Consider the following 19,322-nt stretch of genomic DNA (forward strand, 5'->3'; position numbering starts at 1 on the left):
GCACGACCCGCCAGAGTTGTGGCCGCTCACCTCTCACTCACTGCCCTGCCTCCGGATACCGACGCACGGTGGGTCCGCAGACGCTGCGCACTTCGCCTCGGTTCGGCAGCAGGACCAGGACGGACGAGCAGTCGGCGGTGTTGGAGCCGTTGTTGCCGAAGGGGCGCGGGTGGGGCAGTCGCCGGCGTGGCCTTGGAGGCAGCTGATCGACGGCATACGGTTCCGGGTCCGGACCGGTGTGCCGCGGCGGGACGTGCCCGGCGAATACGGGCCGTGGGGACGGATCTACGACCTGTTCCGCCGGTGGCAGCGGGACGGCACCTGGCACCAGATCCTCACCCGACCAATGTGGATGGGAACGCGCCGCCGACTGTACTGGCGCACGCGCCGGCCGGGGGCGGCCGTCTACCTCAGTGAGGGACGGCCGACGTGGCGGGAGCGGGGGTGGTGAGTCCTTGGGGCTGGGTGCCGTTACCGGCGTGTGGCGCGGGTGGTGCTGGTCCGCTCGCGAAGGATTTCGGCAAGGCGGTCGGCCTGCTCGTCCCGCCGCACTTGGGGACGGTGGTGATGTGTGCGCCCTTGAAGCCGTGGTCGGGGTTGCCCATCAAACTCGTTCAGCAACACCCTTTCCACGGTGCCGGGTTCAATCATGCGGGCAACTCGCTCGATGCTACTGCCGTCGCACCGAGGGTCGTCAGCTGCGTGGGGCGAGTGAGAGCAGACGCCGGCGGCTGCCCTCCACCGAGCGGGACGTGATGAAGCGCCCATACCGGCGGTCGATGCGGCGCAGTATCCGGCGTCACCCACGAGGACCTTCAGGCCCGTCGACCAGGCGTCCACTCACCTATCACCGTTCCGTTGTGTGCTCGCGGTGTTGTCCTGGGGGTGGCCACGGCGACTCGGGCCGCGCGTGCAGGTGCTCGAGGCGACGCGGCGTAGTGGACGAGCTCTCGTCACTAGAAGTGACGAGGCGCGGCCACCCGCCGCGTCCCGGTCATACCTCGATCGCGCGCGAGGCGGGCATGACATGGCGAGCGGTCGTCGTGCAGGCTTTCGTCTCGCCGATCGGCGAATACCCGAGGGCTGCGGCGCACGTGTCCTCTACTTGCTGCACGTACCGCCGGCCTCTCGCTTGCCTCACATGCAGAGGGCATCCTGCGTGAGGTAGAGCGGCATCGAATCCTCCCACTGACTGTCCGTCAGCATCCTGTTGTCGGACCCGTCGGCGTTCATACTGAAGATCTGACCGTAGGGCTGGAAAGTGTCGTCGTAGAGTGCGGCTTCTTCGCGGAACCCGTGCATGCCGCTGTTGTACAGAATGCGGCCGTCGTAGTTCCAGACAGCGTGGCCGTCGTTCGCGCCGCTGCTCGTGAGGATCTTCAGGTCGCTTCCGTCGGGCTTGATGGTGCAGACGTCGAAGTTGGTAGGGCTCGTTTTGCGGGTGAAGAGGATGAGTTTGCCATCCCAGGACCAGTCGGGCAGGTTGTCGGACTCGGTGGTCAGGACGGTCGTCGCTCCCGTCTTGAGGTCGAGGATGCGCAGTCCCTTTTCGTCGCCCCAGACGCGGTAGACGATGCGGTTGCCGTCCTCCGAGTAGCTCGGGAAACCGGCGTTGGTCGTACCGTCGGTGAGCACTTGGTGCGAGGAGCCGTCACTGGGCACCCTGACCAGCACGGCATTGGTGGTCGCGCGGGTCTGGAACCATCCGCCCAGCCCGAACGCGATCCATTTGCCGTCGTGCGACCAGGTGGGCCGGAACGCGCCGGCTAGCCCGTGCTGGACCATCACCTGGTCGAGGCCCGAGGTGGCGGTGTCGAAAACGACCTTCTGGTCTGATCCGTCCGGGCGCATGGTGACGATCGAGGAGTTTCCGAGTTGCTTGTTGGTGATAGCGAGGCGTCCGTCCTTGGACAGTGCGGGGAAGACGTCGCAGAAGCGGTAGTCCCAGTCCGGGTCCCAGCTGTACAGCGGCTCGTCGAGGGTACGTGTCGTGTAGTCGAGCTTCTCGTAGATCACCTTCGTTCCGTCCGGCGACCAGACCGGCGAACGCAAGCCCCTCTTGACCGGCAGCCGATTGCCGCCGACGTAGGCCAGTCCTTCGTCGGCTCCGCCCTTGACGAGGTACCCGATCTCGGTCGCGCTCACGTACTGGGGCGCGACCTTCAGGTTGGGACCGGAGGTGTGCTCGACGCGTGCCCCGGTCGCGAGATCGACTGAGACGATCTGGGAAACGACGGTACCGATGGCTTCCGGCCGGTGCGCGCCCCAGGTCCCCTCGACGGTGATCTCGTAGAAGACGATTCGGGAGCCGTCGGGAGACCACTTCGGTGAACCGAGGCAGTATCCGTCCCGGGTCGCTACCTGGCGAAAGCCGGTTCCGTCGGGCCGGATGATGTAGACGCTCAGTTCCTGCGTGTGCTCCCAGCCGGTGCCGTTGCCGTGGCCCCGCCAGGTTGTGTTGCGGTCGCTGGAGAAGGCGATCCACTTGCCGTCCGGTGACCAGGAGGGGCGGAAGTGGCCGTCAGGGCTTGCGGGATCGCCGGCGAGGGCTGAGGTGCCGGTCAGGTTGGTCCGCTTGTTCGTGGCCAGGTCGAGCAGCCAGATGTGTGTCTTGTGGTCGCCGCTCGTGGATACGTAGGCCACCTTCTTTCCGTCTGGAGAGGGAACGGCCCAGTCGTTCATGGCGGAGTTGACCACCAACGGCTGGACGCCCGTTCCGTCGGTCTTGGCCCGGTAGAGGCACGAGTTTCCGTCCCCGGTGCGCTCGGATGTGAAGAACACCGATGCCCCGTCGGCGGAGAAGGCGGCGTGGTGATCGAAGGCCGCGCTCTGCAGCAGCACGCGTTCGTTGGAACCGTCAGCGTTCGCGACGCAAAGGGTTGAAGAGGATGGGCCGATGCGGTTCATCAGCATCACCCCCTTCTTGCCGGACGCTGCTGCCGCCACGGCGAACGGTTTGGGCAGGAGTGCGACGCCGGCGACGGCCGCGCTGGCCGTGAGGAACGCTCGACGCTTCATGTCAGGTGACATCGCTGTCCGGGTCCTTTCGTTGACGGGAGGGCGCGTGACCGCACGGGAGAGTCGCCGCGCGTGACGCATCTGCGGAGTTGCGGTAGGGCCTTGTCGGCTGCGACTCAGCCAGGTCCCAGGGGCCGCTCGGCTCGTCAGTACATGCGCCCGCCGCATGGATTGTCGAACAAGTTGGGCGTGAACGTAACACCGCGGAAATCCGACCACAAGAGATCCTGCAAGAACACGGCACACGATCCATCCGCCACTCCAGGGGCACCCTTGATTGTCCGACAACTATGACGAGCCGGTCCCATCGCTCGCATCCGCAGTCGGCCCTCCGGCGCCTCTGCGCCTGACGTGGCGAGGTCTCGTTAAACTCGTGGTTCACGGAGCCAGAAGCTCGAGGTGCACCGAGGGAGAGCCATGGGCCAGAGGTCCGACGACGCGGCGGTCCTGGCGCGGTTGCGCACGGTCACGATGTGGCTGTCTCGGCAGATGCGTGAGCCTTCCGCTGTCGCAACGTCCATTACGCCGTCGCGGCATTCCACTCTGTGGTCGGTCGACAAGTTCGGGCCGCTGCGGATGACGGACCTCGCGCGTCTGGAGAAGATCAGTAAGTCCTCGGTCACACGCATCGTGAGCAACCTGGCGGCGGACGGGCTCGTCGAAGTCACATCGGACGTGAACGACGGCCGGTCCACTCTGGTCGGAATGACACCGGAAGGTACCCGGGTCCTCGCCGCGACTTCGGAACGGACCGACACGTTTTTCCTGTCACGGCTGGCCGACTTCTCCGAGGCGGAGAGGGTCATGCTTGACGCTGCCGTGATGCTGCTGGAACGCCTGGCCGCTCCTGCTGATGGGCTGTCGGCGGAGGACTGAAACCTCCGGGGTCGGCGTGAGACGTAGGCAGGATCCGCCAGGCAGCTGGAGCACCCTGTGATCTGGCCGGCTGCGAGCATGGCCAAAGAGGGTTGCCTCGGTAGCTGATGGCGTCGACAAGTGTGGTTCGGAGTTGGCCGGCCTGAACGTAGGGCAGGCGCCGAGGGCTGGAGGCCGGGTGCGGTCTGAGAGCATCCGCGAAAGCGGCGGCGCCCCGAGCGCAGCGAATAGTGGCGGCCATGATGCGCCAAAATCCCGCTGCCGAGGTCGGCAGCGAAGGAGTCACCCACACCCAGCTCGTGGTGGCTGGTGGATTCGCCCTGACGCCGCGCACGTCCAGTACTGGCTCAACCACTCCTTGCCGGTCGTGGTGGTCCTTTGCGAACCGGACTCCCAGGTCTGCTACTGGCAGCTCGTCAGCCGCGAGACGATGCAAAGGACTCGCCGGGGCGTTGGAAGTTGCTCTGACCGTATCCAGGCCGAGTTGGCCGCGGCCGAGGAGGAATGGCAGGAGTGGGTGATCGCCCGGCGGCGGGTCGACACGGTTCTGCCTCCGGACGGCGCCGCGGACACCGGACATGAGGCCGCCGGTCCGAGGGACATGGACACGCAGCCCACGTCCCGCGATGCGGCCAAACCAAAAACGCAGGGTGTGGCGTCCCGGGATGGCCCCGTCGGTGCTGTCGGTGCTGTCGGTGCTGTCGGTCGACTGGTGAGCGGTGACGCCCGTCCGGAACACTGCCGCCATGGCAGTGACGCAGCAGCTCGCACGAGTGACGACGGAGTACTTGAACTTCTGCCGACAGGCATCACAAGCCTCCCCGGACGCCAACCCCGAGTGGAACCCGCCAAGGGCAGACTGGATCGACCTCGGCTGGTCGCCCGAGTCCCTCCGGCGGCTCTGCCAACTGGCCCGGGTCGGACCGGCGGCAGTTGCGGCACTCGAACGATCCACCTACGGCGATGCGCTGGTCGATGTCTCCTACCTCGACCACGACGACGCCGTTGGCACCTTCGGTCCTCCGCCCAGAGCCCTTGCGCCCGCCGCAGTAGCGGAGATCGCCGCCACGCTCGCTGCGGTCGGCTGGGAGGCCACCATCGCGGCGCTTCCGGCGGACGGCCAAGAAGCGGCAGCTGTCCTGGGAATAGACATCACTGGCGACCCTCGCCCGTACCTCACTCGCCACTTCGAGGCACTCCGTACCTTCTACCAGCAGGCCGCTGAACGGCGGCTCACCGTCGTCCTGTGGTGGGACTGAGCCCGGCCCGGTCCACGACGAGGGTTCAGTTCCTACGGATTGACGGTCTCCCGAGCGGAGGGGCGGCGATGAAGTCCGGAGCGCTCACCGGTGCGGTGCGAGAGGGCGAGGCACTCGCCGAAGAGGCGGTTCGGCGGGCACCTCGCCGCCCTCAGGCCGGGTCGGCGGGCAGAGCCGAGTACGGGTGGACTTCGATCCGCAGGGGCGGCTCGGCGAGGAGGCCGATGATCTCGTCGCGCAGCTCGTCGGCAAGCGGGCTGTTCTCATAGGCGTCCTTGGCCTCGTGGCTGCGGAACACCTCCATGTTCCACAGCACGTCGGGGTCGGCGTCCTCACGGGCAATGATGAACCGATCGGAGGATCCCGACTTCTCCATGCCCGCGGTGGCCAGCGCGAACAGCTTGTCGCCGTGTCCGGGCTTGGCGCGCATCTTGATGAGGTAGGCGGGCTGGTCCTGCAGTGCCATGTCTGTCTCCTTCTGTCACGCAGCGGAGCGCCAGATGCGTGCCGCCCCGACCCACTCTCCCGCGAGCAGGTCATCGATACCGCCATCGACCTGCTGGACACGGCCGGCGAGACCGGATTGTCCTTCCGAGCGCTGAGCGAACGCCTGGCTACCGGCCCCGGTGCGATCTATTGGCATGTGGCCAACAAAAGCGAGATCCTGACCGCGGCCACAGGCCGCGTCGCCAGCCTCGCACTGGCCGCAGAGAAGACCGGTCCGCCGGGAGGGATACACAACGTCGCTCTCGGCCTTTTCGGCGCGATCGGGAGCTACCACTGGCTCGCTGCCCAGATCACCGCGACGTCCGCCCTGATGCACTACATCCTTGGCGCCGCCGGCCAAAACGCCGCGAACCTCGCGCGCCCGCAGTCTCGGGACGGAAACCGATCGCGGTGCCTTCACGGACACTGTGGCGGGCGCATGGAAACAGCTCAGCCCGGAGGAATACCCCTTCACCCGAGCCGTCGCCGACCATGGACTGGACCACGACGACCGCGCGCAGTTCCTGGCCGGCATCGACCTCATCATCGCGCGCGTCACGATCCGCCCGCCCGCCACCTAGCAGCCGCGCGAAGGCCAGCCTGCACGGCCGAAGCTGGGCCGCCCAGCTCCCACCTCCACGCATGCCAAAGGGCGCCAATCGGAGTGCCGCGTCACGAACCTCTGTGGGCAGAACACCTAGGCCAAGGCCAGTCTCCACGACGAAACCTACGACGAAGCCACCTGGGACCAGCACGGAACTGAATGCCGTGTCTGGGACAACGAAGACACGTTCCACTCGAAGGAATTCAGCGACTGGCAGCAGGCCCAGTCTCCGGGACTGGGCTCCTACTTCGGCGACGGCGAGGTCGTGTTGTGGCGTCCGGAGCTGACACTGAACGAACCGGGCACCGTGTTTCTACTGGTCGACCCGTTTGGGGCCACCCGCGGTCGCTGGGGTGTAGCAGTTCCAGGCACCCTTCTCGCCAGACGCCAACTTGACTGTCGTACGCAGTACTGGCACCGCCCCTCAGTGACGACTGGCACGGGCTCTTCCGGAACGCGCCGCCGGATCGGGGCTTGCGGCCAGAAGTGTTGGGCATGCCGAAGTCCTGCGTGCGGCCCGGACGCCGGCACGCATCGACTGTCATGCGCGACAGGGCAGTACGGCTGCGGTCGACAATCCAGTCGAGGAAGACCGCGCCATCCCGATCTGATCCTCGAAACGCCCGCGCGCCTGACAGGCGGGACGTCGATCAGCCATGCCGTGCGAGCGAAGCTGCGGCCTGTCATTTAGTTGCGTATCAATACTTGATCTCATGCTCCTCCCCCTGAGTCATACTGCTTACTCACCGGGGTCGCGACACCGGCGATGAAGCGTATGGGCACCTAGTTGAGCTCCGAACAGCCCAAGGATGACCACTGCGACGTCAGTTCACAGGGTGGAACCTCATCCGCAGACCTCCGGATGGCGTACCGTATTTAGTACCGGTCTGAAACTTCTTGGCAGCCTGGAGGCATCGGTTCGGAGCCAGCCAGCAGGCCTGGTGATTCGCGTTCTGTCCAGATGCCGTGTCCGTCGGAGTCGGGCACCCGGAAGGGGCTTCGTGACATTCCTTCGGCTACAGGCCGTACGCGTCATACGGAACAGGTGCCGCCCCGCGGCCGCCGAGGTGCGCCGAACTGCGGAGGTGGACCGATGAGTGCTCTCGATCGCCCTGCGCCGGCCGGGAGCACCAACGCCGACGCTGCTCGACTGAGCAGCTTCGCGTCGCTCAGGATCCGCAACTACCGCCTGTACATGCTCGGGCAGTCCGTTTCAGTGGTCGGCAACTGGATGCAGAGCATTGCGGTGGGCTGGCTGGCACTGCAGCTCACGCACAGCGGAACCATGCTTGGCCTGGTCACGGCCGCCCGGTACCTGCCGATCCTGCTCCTGGGTGCCTGGGGCGGGCTTGTGGTGGACCGTCATGACCGTCGGCGTCTACTCACGCTCACGCAGGTCTTCTTCGCTGTTCAAGCCGCTGTGTTGACAGTGCTGTCCTGGGCCGGTCTGGTGAAGTTGCCACTGCTCGTCGCGATCATGCTCGTCCTCGGTGCCATCAATGTCTTCGACAGTCCGGCGCGCCAGAGCCTGATCAGCGAGTTGGTCGACCGGGAACATCTGCCCAACGCGATTGCCATCAACTCCACCCTCGTGAACACGGCGAAGCTCGTCGGCCCGGGGCTCGCCGGAATCATCATCGCTGCCCTCGGGGTGACTCCGTGTTTTGCGCTGGACACGTTGTCTTTCGCGGCCGTCATCATCAGTCTCCTGGCCCTGCGGCAAGCGGAGATGCGCCCCACCGAACGAGAGGTTCGTGCGAAGGGACAGATCCGTGCCGGAATCGCCTACATCTGTCGCACCCCCGAACTCCTTCATCCCATGATCATGGTGTATGTGACGGGCGTGTTGACCTGGGAGTTTCCGGTGACACTTCCGCTGCTCACCACTTCTGTGTTCCATGCCGGCCCCGAGGGGTTCGGGGCGGCGATGGCTGTCATGAGTGCTGGCGCGGTCCTGGGCGGGTTCATGGTGGTGCGACGCGCTCATGTCACTACGCGGTCCTTGTCGGTGTCGGCGGTGATCTGGGGAACTCTGATCTGTGCCGCCGCTTTGGCTCCGAACCTGCCGCTGGCGCTGGCCGCGCTGTTGCTCGTCGGCTCCGGGTCGATCACGTTCAATTCCTCGGCCAAGACGCTGATGCAAACGAGTGCGGCTCCGCAGATGCGCGGCCGGGTGGTATCGATCTGGACGATCGGCTGGATGGGGGGCACCGTCATCGGAGCGCCGACTGTCGGAGCGGTCGGAACGGCGAGTGGGCCCCGGAGCGCCCTCCTGGTGGGCGGTCTAGCCGCGGCAGCCGTCGGAATCGCCATGCTCGTTGTGTCCCGGTCCGTGCCTCGCCGGTCCGTGCCTCGCGCGGCCCGCGACCAGTGATCGGCCCGGCTGTCACCGGAATGGGTTGCGAAAGCTCCTGTGACGGCGCGGATGCTGCCGGGCCCGGTCAGGCGCGGCGGCATCCGCGCTGTCACAGGAGAAGGGCGGATCGACTCAGTGGCGTGCCATGCGGACGCTGATGCAGTCGGGATCGGGGATGTCCACGGCCGTTCCGGTGTCCGTGAGGTGCCCGGATCGCGGGTCTACACGGAAGAGATTGACCGTCGCGCTCGCCTTGTTCGCGACGAAGAGCCAGCGTCCTCCCGGGTGCAGGGAGAAGCTCCACGGGGTGACGCCCCCGCACGGCAGACGCTGGGCTTCGGTGAGCAGTCCGGTCCTCGGGTCGGCCTCGAAGACGACCAGAGTGTTGTCGCCGCGGTTGGAGGTGTAGACGTGCCGTCCGTCATCGCTGACTGCCAGTTCGGCCGCGCTGGTGGTGCCGGTGTGGCCCTGGGCGTTCGTCGTCAGGAGTTGGCGGGGTGTCAGCGATCCCTGGCGGGCGTCCCACTGCAGGACCTCGATGTCCGCCGTCAGCTCGTTGAGGAGATACACCGACTGCCTGTTCGGGTGGAAGGCCAGGCGCCGGGGGCCCGACCCGGGTGCCGTCGCGTAGGAGCGGTGGCCGTCGGACAGTTGGTGTGTGGCTCGGTCGTAGTGTCGGATGAAGACCCGGTCGGCGCCGAAGTCGGCGACCAGAGCGAACCTGCGGCTCGGGTCGATCACTACGTGGTGCGTGTGCGGGCCGGCCTGGCGTGGGTTGGGCCCTGAGCCGGTGTTCTGCACACTGGAGGCCACCGGGCCCAGCTCACCGTTCGGCCTGACCGGAACGGTCGCTGCTGAGCCGGTGGCGAAGTCGGCGATCAGGAGGGTGTCCGCGTCCGCGTTGAGGCCGATGTACGACAGGCCGCCGCTGCCGCCCGGGACGGCCTCCGTCTCGATCTCGCCGGTCCTTCGGAGGGCTCCGGAGGTGTCGTCGATGCGGTAAGTGCGGATGAATCCGCCCGGCTCCGCGCCGGCGACGTAGAGAACCGGGCGGGTCGGGTGCACCGCGACCCAGTTCGAACTGACCTCTGCCACAGCCCCGAGGGGGTTCATGGTCCCGCGGACGGGGTCGAACCGTAGGGCGTGCACCTGGTTCTTGCCCCAGGTTCCGATGTAGAGCAGGTCATGGCCGGGGTGCCGAGCCGGTGAGGCGGCGGCTGTGCTGGAGAGCAGCGGCACGGCGGTTGCGGTCGATGCCGCGATGGCTGCCAGCAGGGTCCTGCGGGAGGGCGCCTCGCCCCGGATGGCGCCGGCTGAGACGTGCGGAGGTTCGTTCATCGGGGGAACTGTCCTTTCACATGCCGGAGGGAGTGCAATTCAGTGCTTGGTCTGGGGCCGGCGGCGGGCCGCGAGGCCGAGGCGCTTGAGAGCGTAGGTGTCGAGGCCGCTGAGCACGCCGTTGAGGGAAAGGGTCAGGACGACGAGGACGATGAGGCCGGCGAATTCGGAGGCCGCGTCAAGGTTCTGGGCTGCGGTGAACAGTTCGTGGCCGACGCCCTCGGAGGAGGCGATGAACTCTCCGCCGATGACGCCGAGGATGGCCAGGGGCCCGCCGGTCTTGAGCGCGGCGAAGAAGGGCGCGGCAAGCGTCGGAATCGTCACGTAGCCCAGGACGTGGTGCCTGCGCCCTCCCATCACCTGGACTACCTCGACGAGTTCGCGTTCGCGCATCCGCAGGCCGAGATAGATGTTGTAGAAGACCACGAAGGCGACGCCCGTCATGGCGATGGTGATCTTCGACCAGGGTCCGATGCCGAAGAACAGCAGGAACAGCGGGGCGAGTGCGATCTTCGGGATGCCGTTGACGGCCGCGACGAGCGGTTCGAGGACGCGCCCCAGGAGCGGGAAGGAGCCCAGCACGAGGCCCATGACCGTCCCTGCTGCGACGCCCAGGCCGAAGCCCGCCAGCACCTCCACGGTGGTCACCCTGATGTTGTTCCATCCGGCGGCGGAGCCGAGCATGTCCGTAAGTGCGTCGTACACCTCGGTGGGCTTACTGACTGCGTACTCAGGTACGACCGGACCACTCATCAGCTGCCACAGGACAAGGGCGGCGATGATCACCAGGATGCGCAGCGCGATGACGGAGCCCGTACTCTGCCAGCCGGCGCGCGCCTTGTTGACGGGCCGCTCCGAGGTTGCTTGCTCGGGCTTGGTCACGGCTTTGTCTGTGACGGTTGCCATGGTCTTCTCCCTTCCGGTTGGGTTCGGCCGTGTCACGGCAGGTAGGTGTTGGTCCAGTTGTCAGCGTTGACGCTCGCGTCCGGCACCGCGCCTATGCCGTCCTTCACGAAAGTGACGGTCTTCTTCCATCCGTCGGCATCCATCTTGGCGGTCGTGGGCCAGTCCACCTCCGCGACGGCTGCGCTCAGCACGTCGTCGGGCATGCCCGGCAGGCTCTCGCGCGCCGCGGCCACGACGGCCTTGTCGTTGGAGGCGTGGGTGTCGAGGTAGGTCGTCGCCTCCTGTACGGCGGTGGCGAATCCCTTGACCAGGGCGGAATTGCTCTTCGCGTAGTCCTTCTTCACGACCACGACCTGGCCGTAGCCGGCCTGTCCGGCGCCCCACTCGGGCACCTTCTTGGGGTTGGCCACCACAACGCCGTCGCCCTCGTGCTGGACCTGCAGCGGGATCGGCTCCGAGGTGATGAACCAGTCCACCTCGCCCTTGGTGAGTGCTGCCTTGTCGGCGGCCGGGCTCGGCAGCGAGACCCACTTCAGCTTGGTCGGGTCCACACCGTGTGCCTTGAGGAAGATTCCTGCTTCGGCCTTGGTGTTCGCGGAGCTGGCGCCGGCTGTCGAGTCGGCCAGTGCCTTGGCCACCTCCGGCGCCGGGCTGTCCGCGGTCAGGCTGTGCTTCTTGGCGAACGCTGTGCTGACGACGATTCCGAGCGGGTTTCCTCCGCCGTTCGTGGCGACCGACAGCTCCGGCAGGCCCTTGCTGAGGCCGGCGAGGAAACTGGTCGGGCTGGAGTTGAGGAACTGCACGGAATTCGACTGGAGTGCCGAGGTGCCCGTGGAGGCGGTCAGCGTGACGTACTTGATCTTGATGTTCTGCTTGTCGAAGTAGCCGGCCTCGTCCGCCAGGCGGATGGACAGGTCGAAGACGTTGCCGCTGACGCCGACCGAGACGGTCGTCTTGCCGTCCGAGCCGACCGACGAAGCGCCGTCGTTGCCGCAGGCGGTCAGGAGTGCTGCGCTCGATATCACGGAGATGGCCAGTGCGAGGGACGAGCGGTTCGTGCGGTGGTTCATGGGAACTCCTTTGTTCACCAGGCTTGCTGGGAGGCGAAGAATCGGATCCAGAAGTCGGTGCGTACTGGATCGGAGACAGGGATCGTGCGGAAGTGCGCGCCGATCTCCATGACGGTGGCGGAGTCCGGTGAGAAGGCGGGCCAGTGAGGCAGGCCGCTTCCGTTGGGGTCGCCCGTGGAGACGAAGTTGGTCCAGTACCCGGCCATCGTCCGGGCGATCTCGTGGTCCTCCTCGTTCCAGGCACCGGTGCCGCCGGTGGGGTTATGGAAGACGTAGTCGATCTCCGAACCGTGGCCGGCCCGCCTCGGCCCGGCATCCGGTGACGGCGTGCGGTGGGTCCAGAAGTAGGAGCGCACCGTGCCGGTAACGTGGCGTGTCCAGTCCGATCCCCACAGGGAAGTCGAGATGCGGGAGTTGTCGCGTGCCGCGAGGCTGCTCGCCCGCGCCGCTTCGTCGTCCGTGCCGGCCGGGTAGAGCCGCAGGAACTCCTCGGCGTAGGGCCCGAACTTCCGGCGGGCCGACGTGACGTGCTGTTCGAGGGTGACGTTGACCGGCGGGGAGCCCGGCCTGGCCTTCTGCCGGCCGTTGCGCAGGGCGGAGACCAGGGCTTCCGGAACCGCGCCGCTCTCGTCGAGGTTGTTTCCGGTCAGGTAGTCGACGTCGTTCTGCAGCCCTTTGGCATAGGTCTCGTCGTAGCCGGCCGGCAGGGCCCACCCGTCCACGACGGGGCGGAAGAGCGGGGGCCCTGCCGGGCCTCCCGTGTCGACGGCCGTGTCGAGCGGGTGGTGCCCGTCGACCAGCTTCCGCCAGTGCAGGCCCCGTAGGTCGCGGGCCGTGTTTGCGCCGTGTGCTCTTGTGTAGCGGTCGCCGGCGCTCTCCGCGTCCCGCTGCAGCCGGTAGGAGGTCGACATATAGCGGAGTTCGGGATCGCGTGCGTAGCGGGAGTGACTCTGTGTAATCGCGCGGTGGAACAGACCCTTGGCCAGGGGAGACATGGCCAGGAAGTTGACCATGCCCGCTCCTGCGGACTGGCCGGCAATGGTGACGCGGGCGGGATCGCCGCCGAAGCGTGTGATGTTGTCGCGCACCCACCGCAGGGCGGCGACGCAGTCGAGGAGACCGTAGTTGCCAGAGGCGCCGTGCTCGGACTCCTCGCTCAGTTCTGGGGTGGCGAGGAAGCCGAAGGCGCCGAGGCGGTAGTTGAAGGTGAGCACGACGAGACCGTTGCGCGCAAGGTTTTCGCCGTTGTAGCGGGGGTGAGCTCCCGTGCCCTCGCGGAACCCGCCTCCGTAGATCCACACGAGGACAGGGCGGAGCTCCGCGGTGGCGGGTGCCCCCGTCCAAATGTTCAGACTCAGGCAGTCCTCGCTCATGGGCACATCGACACCGGTCGCGGCCGCATCGGTCGGCGCCTGAGGGCACATGGGCCCGAACCGGTCGGCACGCCGGACACCTTCCCAGCGCACAGGCGGCTGGGGCGGCCGCCACCGCAGGTCGCCGACCGGCGGGGCGGCATACGGGATACCTCGGAATACGGTGACGGCGCGGTCCCGGCACGGTATGCCCTCAACGGGCCCCGCTTCGGTGTCAACCGTGTGGCGCATGGGGTACTTTCCGCCCCCGCTTACGGTCAGGTGACCGGTGGCATCGGGGACTTGTCCAGCAGCAACGCCCTGCGGGCGGAGCCGACGTGATGGCGCATCGCCGCAACAGCGGCATCGGGATTGCGCGTAACGATGGCGAGGAGAATGGTCTGGTGCTCCTCCAGCGACCCGGATCGGGGGTGCTGAGCGGAGAGGTTGCGGTACTGGCGCATCACCAGGGGATAGAGCAGCGTGTCGTAGGCGCGGGCCAGAGTTGTCTGGTGCGCTGCCAGTTTGACCTGCTGGTGAAAGCTGCGGTTGCCACGCGAGTAGGCGTCCTGGTCCCCGCGTGACTGCGACTCCTCCATGTCCTGCAACGTGCTGCGCAGCCGTGCGACCTCCTCGGCTGTGGCCCGTTCCGCCGCTTTGCCGGCCAGTGCCGACTCCAGAATCTCGCGGGCCTCCAGAATGTCCGCTGCCTCCTCGACGGAGAAGCTCCTGGTGCGCACCCCACGATTGACCTCGCCGGTGATATAGCCCTCCTGCGTCAGCCGCGCGAGCGCGGTGCGCATCGTGCTCCGTGACACGTCGAACATCCGCGTGAGGTCCGCCTCGGTGAGCCGCGTGCCGGGCTCGATACTCCCCGACAACAACAAGGAGCGCAGCCCCTCGTAGGCTTGGCTGTAGCGGGTGCCCGAGGCTTTCGCTCCGGATTCGGCACCGATGCTCTCGCTGTCCACCGCGGCCGCCTTCCTCTTGCGTAGAAGTGAGAACTGAGGCCGGAACACTAACCGACGACATGGCAGGTCAGCTTCCGTGCGCGCCGAGGGACGGGTAGAGACGGCGGGCCGTGCCCGCGAAGATCTCCTGCTGGACCTGCTCCGGCAGTCCGACGAGGACCTCCTGGGCGAGGGCGAGGAGGTCCGGCAGCGACTGCTCGGCCGCGGGGCAGTTCGAGCCCCAGGCGATCCGCTCGGCGCCGAACGTGTCGAGAACCGGTCCGAGGAACTCTCCGGCTCGCTCTCCCGCATCCTGCAGCCGCTCAAGGTTGCGGTGGGTGAGCTTGAGGTGCAGGCCGGGGTGGGCCGCAAGTTGGGCAACCTCGGCACCGGCACGGGCGGGCGAGGAAGCGATGTCCGGGTAGCCGATGTGATCGAGGAGCACCTTCACACCCGGGAACCGCTCCAGCAGTTCCACCAGCTGCGCGGTGGCCGGGCCCAGGCGCATCTGGAGGCAGACCGGCAGGTCCAGTTCCTGGGCCTGCTCCCAGAAGGGGAACGTTTCCGGCGCAACGAACCACTCACCTTGCGTGGGCACGGTGCTGCCGCTGGTGAACAGCCGGACGCCGGCCAGTCCCCCTTCGCCGACCGCAGCCTTGAGGTTCGAGGCGGCATCCGGTCGCAGCGGGTCGACGGTACCGACGGCGACGAAACGCTCCGGCCAGCGGCGGCTGCTGTCCAGGACGTAGGAGTTGTCGTAGCCGTAGTTCGTGGTGGCCTGGACCAGGACGGCCTGGTCCACGCCGGTCTCCTCCATGCGGCTGACCATGCCCTCGGCGGTCACCGGCCGGGTCGCGGCCCATTCGGACTGCTTGCCCCCGATGGGGGCCTTGGGGTAGCGGGTCAGGTCCTCGGAGATGATGTGACAGTGTGCGTCGACGACGTCCACGTGCTGCTCCCTTCGTCTTCTGTCTTCGGTGTGATCTGTGCGGGCCGGCTCAGGCGTCCGGGTAGTCGCCCTTCGCGAACAGCGAACGCGCGTCGGAGGAGAAGTCCGCGTCGAGCAGCCCCTGATCCTTGGCGAACCGCACCATCGCGTTCAGGCTGGCTTCGTTGGCCTTGATCCCGTAGGGGACGGGGTCGCCGCCGATCGCACGTCCCTGCCGGGCCAGCCGGGGCACGGCCGACCACTGGGGCTGCGCGGCGAGGTGGCGCCGCTTGCTCTCCACGAAGGCGGCGTACAGCTTGGTCGGCAGGCCGGGGTCGCGCTCCACGAGCTCGGTGCGCACGGAGATCAGCGAGTGCAGGGGGTAGACGCCGGTGCGCAGGTAGTGGTCCACGGCGAGAGTGCCGGCTTCGGCGAACAGCGGGTAGGGGCCGTCCCCGCCGGCGGACTCGGGTTCTGCCGCCGCCGTCCACCCGGCCTTGGGTGCGCCGGCCCGTCCCGTTCCCGCGTTTCCGGTCAGTGCGGCGTCGATCTCTCCGGCGCGCAGCAGCTCGCCCAGCGAGCGGCCGTCGGTGACGCGCTCGACGTTGGAGGGAACCCGGCCTTCGATGTGGTCGTCGTCGTCCACCACCCAGGTGATCTTGTCAATGTCCACTCCGTACTGGTCACGCAGCACGCCCCGTACCCACACACCCGTGCTCACCGAGTAGGCACGGACACCGACCCGGCGTCCTTCCAGATCCTTCGGCACACGGATGCCCGAGTGGGTGGCGCACTGCACGTCGCCGTGGTGGAAGCGCCTGTTGAGGAACACCGGCACCGCGGTCAGCGCAATGCCTTCCTGGCGTGCCATCAGGTAGGAGACCGGAGCCAGTTCGCACACGTCGAACTCGAGGTCCCGGATCATGCGCCGGTATGCGCCGATGACCGGCTTGACCTGGACGGGCTCGATCAGGAATCCGTCTGTCCCGGTGTCGCCGTCCAGCAGCGGCTGCGCGTGCGGGAAGTCTCCGAGAACTACCGTGAGCTTGTCCATACCCTGTCCTTTGCTGTTTCTGATTCGGTTCCGGCTGCCGGTGCGGCGTTCAGCCGCCGAGGCGTGCCGGGGAGACGCCGAGTGCCGCGCAGGACCGCTCGACGAGCTCGTCGTAGTCCACCGCCCGTGGAATCACGTCCTGCTCCAGCGCGTAGGCGGCGGCCTTGGTGAACGCCGCGCGCAGTCCTTCGAAGCCCACGGGATGCAGGGCGACAGGCCCGCCCTCCTCGTTGGCGGTGAGTACGGAGCGCATCGCGTCGTAGGCGGCGAGGATGGCGGCGGAGTGCTCCGCCGCGGCTGCTTCGGATACACCGACCACGTGGTTGACCGGGATGAATCCCTGGTCCTTCGACCACTGTTCGGCGACCTCGTGGGCGCTGTCGATGGCGGTGCGGATGCGGTCGTCGGAAGGCAGTTCGTTGCCCATGATCCCGAAGTCGACCCGGCCCTCCAGGAAGTCCGCCGGCAGCTTGGCACCCTGCGGCGCCCGCTGCACCCAGGACGGGTCCTCAGCACCCTGGACGTGATGGCCCTCGTACGTCGTCCAATCGGCCTTGCGCAGATCGACGCCGTACTGCTCGGTGAGGAAACCGCGCATCCACACACCGGTGGTCTGGCTCCAGGCGCGCACTCCGACGCTGTGTCCCTCCACATCGGCGGCCGACAGCTTGCCGAGGGTCACCAGAGTCTGGTGCTGGTGGCGCCCGAGGGCCGTGACGGGCAGCAGCAGGACCGGCTTGCCGTGGGCCAGGGCCTGCAGAACGGTCACGATCGCCAGTTCACACAGGTCCACGGTCGACTCGTTCACGAAGCCCCGGGAAGCCTTGTGCACCGGCTTGATGTCGACTCGCTCCGGCTCCGAACCCGCTTCGCGGACCGCCGACAGTGCGGCTGCCGCGAGATCATCGCGGCCGAGCACCAACTTCATCTTCTTCTCCTCTTTTCTTGCAAAGCGCTGGAGCGCTTCAGGCCTGCCGGCCGGGGCGCACCGTCCGCGGCTTGTGGTGCCGCTCGTGGTGCTGACGCAGCAGGTCGACGCCGAAGTCGTTGCCGTTGGGGGTGCGCACGATGGTGTGGATGTGACGGCGCGAGGGGTAGTCGTTGTCGAAGAGCACACCGGCCATGTGCTCGAACTCGACGAGGATCACCGGGCTGTGGAAGCGGTAGTAGAAGGTGCCGTCCGGGTCCCCGGCCCAGCCGAAGCGGGTGTCGCCCTCGTGGGCCAGCACCTCCTTCATGCGGAGCCGGGCGTGGTGGTCGTCGGCCCGGTTCACGTACAGACCGAGAAGCTGGAGGGCGGTCTCCCGCTGGCCGGAGGACATGTCGGCGAGCCGCAGTCCCTGGCAGTCGAGCTCCCAGTTGTCCCGGAACGCTCCGACGAGGAGCTCCTTGGGCATCGCGTCCGCGATCACGGCGCGCTCCCGCTGCCCTCCGTCGAGCTGAGTGAACAGCTCATGGCCCAGTGCTTCCTCGCCCCGGAAAGCCACAGTCCCGGCGTATTTCCCGGACCCGGCGACCACGGGCTCGGCGCCGAGGAAGGTGGGGGTGAGAACCATCTGGTCGCCGACGAACACGCAGTTGATGTTGACGTGGTGTCCGTCCAGCTGCCAGCCCCACGGGCCACCGGTCTCCGGCTCGCCGTAGAGGGAGAACCAGTACAGCCACTCGTTGAGGCCGTCGGTGTTGTCGCTCATCTCACCGATGGTGAGGTTGAGACGCATCAGGTCGACCATCTGGCGGTACCCGTCGACGCTGAGGCTGGCCCGGATGACGGCCAGGGCCCGGTCGCGCCCCACGTCGTCGAAGTCCTCCAGCAGCAGACCGTGGCGCAGGAAGTAGCGGGCGCCGTTGTTCCAGTGACGCCAGCTCACGTCGTCCATCGGGAACCGGCCTTCGGCGAGTTCCTCCGCGGTCAGGCCGGCCAGGTAGTCCTCCGCCGCCAGGTACACCTTGCTGACGTCCGCGCCGGTGTCGCGCAGCGGGAACAGTCCCGGCTCTATCCCGTCCGACGTGGCCACACCCCGGAAGGGTTCTTTGGCCGCCCTCACTCGCCAGGCGATCTTTTCGAGCAGGTCGGGCGTCCAGGTCTCCGGCTTGCGAGTGGGCGGGTTGCCCCGCTTGCGCAGCCCTACTGGTTCTCCCATCGCTGCTCCTCCTCTCGGTGTTTGCTCACGGTGCGCCGCTGGGCGGCACACCCCTGATCGATCGCCTCCTCACTTGTCGAGGAAGGCTGTCTTCTCCTCGATCGCCTCGACATCGACCGGCGTTCTGATGAGGTCCTGCTCCTGGGCGTAGCGTCCGGCGATCTCCAGGCAGGCGATCAGGGATGCGCTCCATCCGGCCGTGACCGCACGACCGGCGGGTGAGTCGTCGCGCTCGCCGGCGGTGGCCACGATCGCCTTCTTCAGAGTTCGGTAGAAATTGAGTACGGAGTCCGGACGGGTGCGCAGGACGTCGTCGCGGACCACCAGCAGGTGGTTCGCCGGGACTGTCCCGTGCCGCTCGGCCCATGCCGTCCCGGCGCTCTCGGCATCCGCCACGAGCGGGACCAGTCCCGCGCCCTGCCCGCCGATCGCCTTCGGGCCGAGCACCGCCGCGGCCACGTCGCCGGAGCGCAGCAGGTCCACGACCCGCTCGGCCCCCGACCGCTCCACATAAGAAGGGTTGACGTACTGGGCGACGTGCACGTCCTCGGTGGTCACCCAGGTCACGTCCGAGGACTTGACCCCGTACTCCTCCTGCAGCCAGCCGCGCACCCACAACCCGGTGGTCTGGCCGTACGCGCGGACGCCCACCCGCCGGCCGACAAGGTCCCCGGGAGTGATCTCCGGGTCCTGCGGCAGCCGGGTCAGGGAACGGTGGTGGGTGCTTCCCACCAGCACCGCCGGCAGCAGGGTCAACGGGATGCCGGCGTCGCGCGCCTGAAGGTAGGTGGCCATCGGCATCTCACAGATGTCGTAGGCCAGTTCACGGACCATCCGGGCGAAGGCCGGGGGCAGCGGAGAGGACTCCAGGTACTGGCAGCCCACCCCGTCCACAGGGATGGTTCCGTCCTTCAGCGGCCGGGTGTGCGGGTAGTTGCCCAGCAGCACGGTCAGCGGTGCCGTGGGGTGTGTCTCGCTCAT

Annotated in this window: 16 protein-coding genes and 2 pseudogenes; 6 read left to right on the forward strand and 12 right to left on the reverse strand. The window is 67.5% G+C overall.

Annotated features, from left to right (window positions below):
• Positions 1 to 169 precede the first annotated feature (169 nt).
• Complete coding sequence (locus tag OG521_03570; protein ID WUW19909.1) at positions 170 to 451, forward strand: transposase; 282 nt, start codon at positions 170 to 172, stop codon at positions 449 to 451.
• A 686-nt stretch (positions 452 to 1,137) separates the two neighbouring features.
• On the opposite strand, the gene OG521_03575 is transcribed toward OG521_03570, so the two are convergent.
• Positions 1,138 to 3,030, reverse strand: coding sequence for a hypothetical protein (locus OG521_03575; GenBank protein WUW19910.1), 1,893 nt, complete (start codon positions 3,028 to 3,030; stop codon positions 1,138 to 1,140).
• A gap of 405 nt (positions 3,031 to 3,435) precedes the next feature.
• On the opposite strand from OG521_03575, the gene OG521_03580 reads away from it, so the two are divergent.
• The 3 genes and pseudogenes from OG521_03580 (at position 3,436) to OG521_03590 (ending at position 5,153) form a co-directional block, all read left to right on the forward strand.
• On the forward strand, positions 3,436 to 3,894 hold the full coding sequence (locus tag OG521_03580; protein ID WUW19911.1) for a MarR family transcriptional regulator: 459 nt from the start codon (positions 3,436 to 3,438) through the stop codon (positions 3,892 to 3,894).
• A 178-nt stretch (positions 3,895 to 4,072) separates the two neighbouring features.
• Positions 4,073 to 4,324: pseudogene (locus OG521_03585) on the forward strand (DUF4365 domain-containing protein).
• Positions 4,325 to 4,640: 316 nt separating this feature from the next.
• The gene (locus tag OG521_03590) at positions 4,641 to 5,153 is read left to right on the forward strand and encodes a YfbM family protein (GenBank protein WUW19912.1); all 513 of its coding nucleotides are present in this window, start codon (positions 4,641 to 4,643) and stop codon (positions 5,151 to 5,153) included.
• A gap of 151 nt (positions 5,154 to 5,304) precedes the next feature.
• On the opposite strand, the gene OG521_03595 is transcribed toward OG521_03590, so the two are convergent.
• Entirely contained in the window at positions 5,305 to 5,619 is a 315-nt protein-coding gene (locus OG521_03595) for a hypothetical protein (protein WUW19913.1), read from the reverse strand.
• 12 nt (positions 5,620 to 5,631) lie between these two features.
• Between OG521_03595 and OG521_03600 the strand changes: the two are divergent.
• Positions 5,632 to 6,220: pseudogene (locus OG521_03600) on the forward strand (TetR family transcriptional regulator).
• A gap of 1,116 nt (positions 6,221 to 7,336) precedes the next feature.
• Positions 7,337 to 8,617, forward strand: a complete 1,281-nt coding sequence (locus OG521_03605) for an MFS transporter (protein WUW19914.1) — start codon at positions 7,337 to 7,339, stop codon at positions 8,615 to 8,617.
• Between the two features lie 114 nt (positions 8,618 to 8,731).
• On the opposite strand, the gene OG521_03610 is transcribed toward OG521_03605, so the two are convergent.
• The 10 genes from OG521_03610 to OG521_03655 all read right to left on the reverse strand — a co-directional run bounded on the left by OG521_03610 (position 8,732) and on the right by OG521_03655 (position 19,322).
• Positions 8,732 to 9,937, reverse strand: coding sequence for a lactonase family protein (locus OG521_03610; protein ID WUW19915.1), 1,206 nt, complete (start codon positions 9,935 to 9,937; stop codon positions 8,732 to 8,734).
• Positions 9,938 to 9,976: 39 nt separating this feature from the next.
• A complete protein-coding gene (locus OG521_03615) occupies positions 9,977 to 10,843 on the reverse strand; it encodes an ABC transporter permease (protein WUW19916.1) in 867 nt (288 codons plus the stop codon).
• Positions 10,844 to 10,875: 32 nt separating this feature from the next.
• The gene (locus OG521_03620) at positions 10,876 to 11,913 is read right to left on the reverse strand and encodes an ABC transporter substrate-binding protein (GenBank protein WUW19917.1); all 1,038 of its coding nucleotides are present in this window, start codon (positions 11,911 to 11,913) and stop codon (positions 10,876 to 10,878) included.
• Positions 11,914 to 11,927: 14 nt separating this feature from the next.
• The gene (locus OG521_03625) at positions 11,928 to 13,517 is read right to left on the reverse strand and encodes a carboxylesterase family protein (GenBank protein WUW19918.1); all 1,590 of its coding nucleotides are present in this window, start codon (positions 13,515 to 13,517) and stop codon (positions 11,928 to 11,930) included.
• A gap of 26 nt (positions 13,518 to 13,543) precedes the next feature.
• Positions 13,544 to 14,236: a GntR family transcriptional regulator gene (locus OG521_03630; GenBank protein ID WUW19919.1), complete on the reverse strand. Its 693-nt coding sequence runs from the start codon at positions 14,234 to 14,236 to the stop codon at positions 13,544 to 13,546.
• A 67-nt stretch (positions 14,237 to 14,303) separates the two neighbouring features.
• Positions 14,304 to 15,164 carry an amidohydrolase gene (locus OG521_03635; protein WUW19920.1) on the reverse strand — a complete coding sequence of 287 codons (861 nt, stop codon included), beginning with the start codon at positions 15,162 to 15,164 and terminating at the stop codon, positions 14,304 to 14,306.
• A 49-nt stretch (positions 15,165 to 15,213) separates the two neighbouring features.
• Positions 15,214 to 16,197: an ABC transporter substrate-binding protein gene (locus OG521_03640; protein WUW19921.1), complete on the reverse strand. Its 984-nt coding sequence runs from the start codon at positions 16,195 to 16,197 to the stop codon at positions 15,214 to 15,216.
• A 49-nt stretch (positions 16,198 to 16,246) separates the two neighbouring features.
• The gene (locus OG521_03645; GenBank protein WUW19922.1) at positions 16,247 to 17,125 is read right to left on the reverse strand and encodes a hypothetical protein; all 879 of its coding nucleotides are present in this window, start codon (positions 17,123 to 17,125) and stop codon (positions 16,247 to 16,249) included.
• Positions 17,126 to 17,162: 37 nt separating this feature from the next.
• On the reverse strand, positions 17,163 to 18,341 hold the full coding sequence (locus tag OG521_03650) for a DUF3500 domain-containing protein (protein ID WUW19923.1): 1,179 nt from the start codon (positions 18,339 to 18,341) through the stop codon (positions 17,163 to 17,165).
• Positions 18,342 to 18,410: 69 nt separating this feature from the next.
• Positions 18,411 to 19,322, reverse strand: a complete 912-nt coding sequence (locus tag OG521_03655) for an ABC transporter substrate-binding protein (protein WUW19924.1) — start codon at positions 19,320 to 19,322, stop codon at positions 18,411 to 18,413.

This window comes from Streptomyces sp. NBC_01463 (genome assembly GCA_036227345.1).
Taxonomy (GTDB): domain Bacteria; phylum Actinomycetota; class Actinomycetes; order Streptomycetales; family Streptomycetaceae; genus Streptomyces.

Coding starts and splice junctions, on each gene's coding strand:
- OG521_03575 (WUW19910.1), bottom strand. CDS start 3,030: ATGTCACCTGACATGAAGCGTCGAGCGTTCCTCACGGCCAGCGCGGCC.
- OG521_03580 (WUW19911.1), top strand. CDS start 3,436: ATGGGCCAGAGGTCCGACGACGCGGCGGTCCTGGCGCGGTTGCGCACG.
- OG521_03590 (WUW19912.1), top strand. CDS start 4,641: ATGGCAGTGACGCAGCAGCTCGCACGAGTGACGACGGAGTACTTGAAC.
- OG521_03595 (WUW19913.1), bottom strand. CDS start 5,619: ATGGCACTGCAGGACCAGCCCGCCTACCTCATCAAGATGCGCGCCAAG.
- OG521_03605 (WUW19914.1), top strand. CDS start 7,337: ATGAGTGCTCTCGATCGCCCTGCGCCGGCCGGGAGCACCAACGCCGAC.
- OG521_03610 (WUW19915.1), bottom strand. CDS start 9,937: ATGAACGAACCTCCGCACGTCTCAGCCGGCGCCATCCGGGGCGAGGCG.
- OG521_03615 (WUW19916.1), bottom strand. CDS start 10,843: ATGGCAACCGTCACAGACAAAGCCGTGACCAAGCCCGAGCAAGCAACC.
- OG521_03620 (WUW19917.1), bottom strand. CDS start 11,913: ATGAACCACCGCACGAACCGCTCGTCCCTCGCACTGGCCATCTCCGTG.
- OG521_03625 (WUW19918.1), bottom strand. CDS start 13,517: ATGCGCCACACGGTTGACACCGAAGCGGGGCCCGTTGAGGGCATACCG.
- OG521_03640 (WUW19921.1), bottom strand. CDS start 16,197: ATGGACAAGCTCACGGTAGTTCTCGGAGACTTCCCGCACGCGCAGCCG.
- OG521_03645 (WUW19922.1), bottom strand. CDS start 17,125: ATGAAGTTGGTGCTCGGCCGCGATGATCTCGCGGCAGCCGCACTGTCG.
- OG521_03650 (WUW19923.1), bottom strand. CDS start 18,341: ATGGGAGAACCAGTAGGGCTGCGCAAGCGGGGCAACCCGCCCACTCGC.
- OG521_03655 (WUW19924.1), bottom strand. CDS start 19,322: ATGAGCGAGACACACCCCACGGCACCGCTGACCGTGCTGCTGGGCAAC.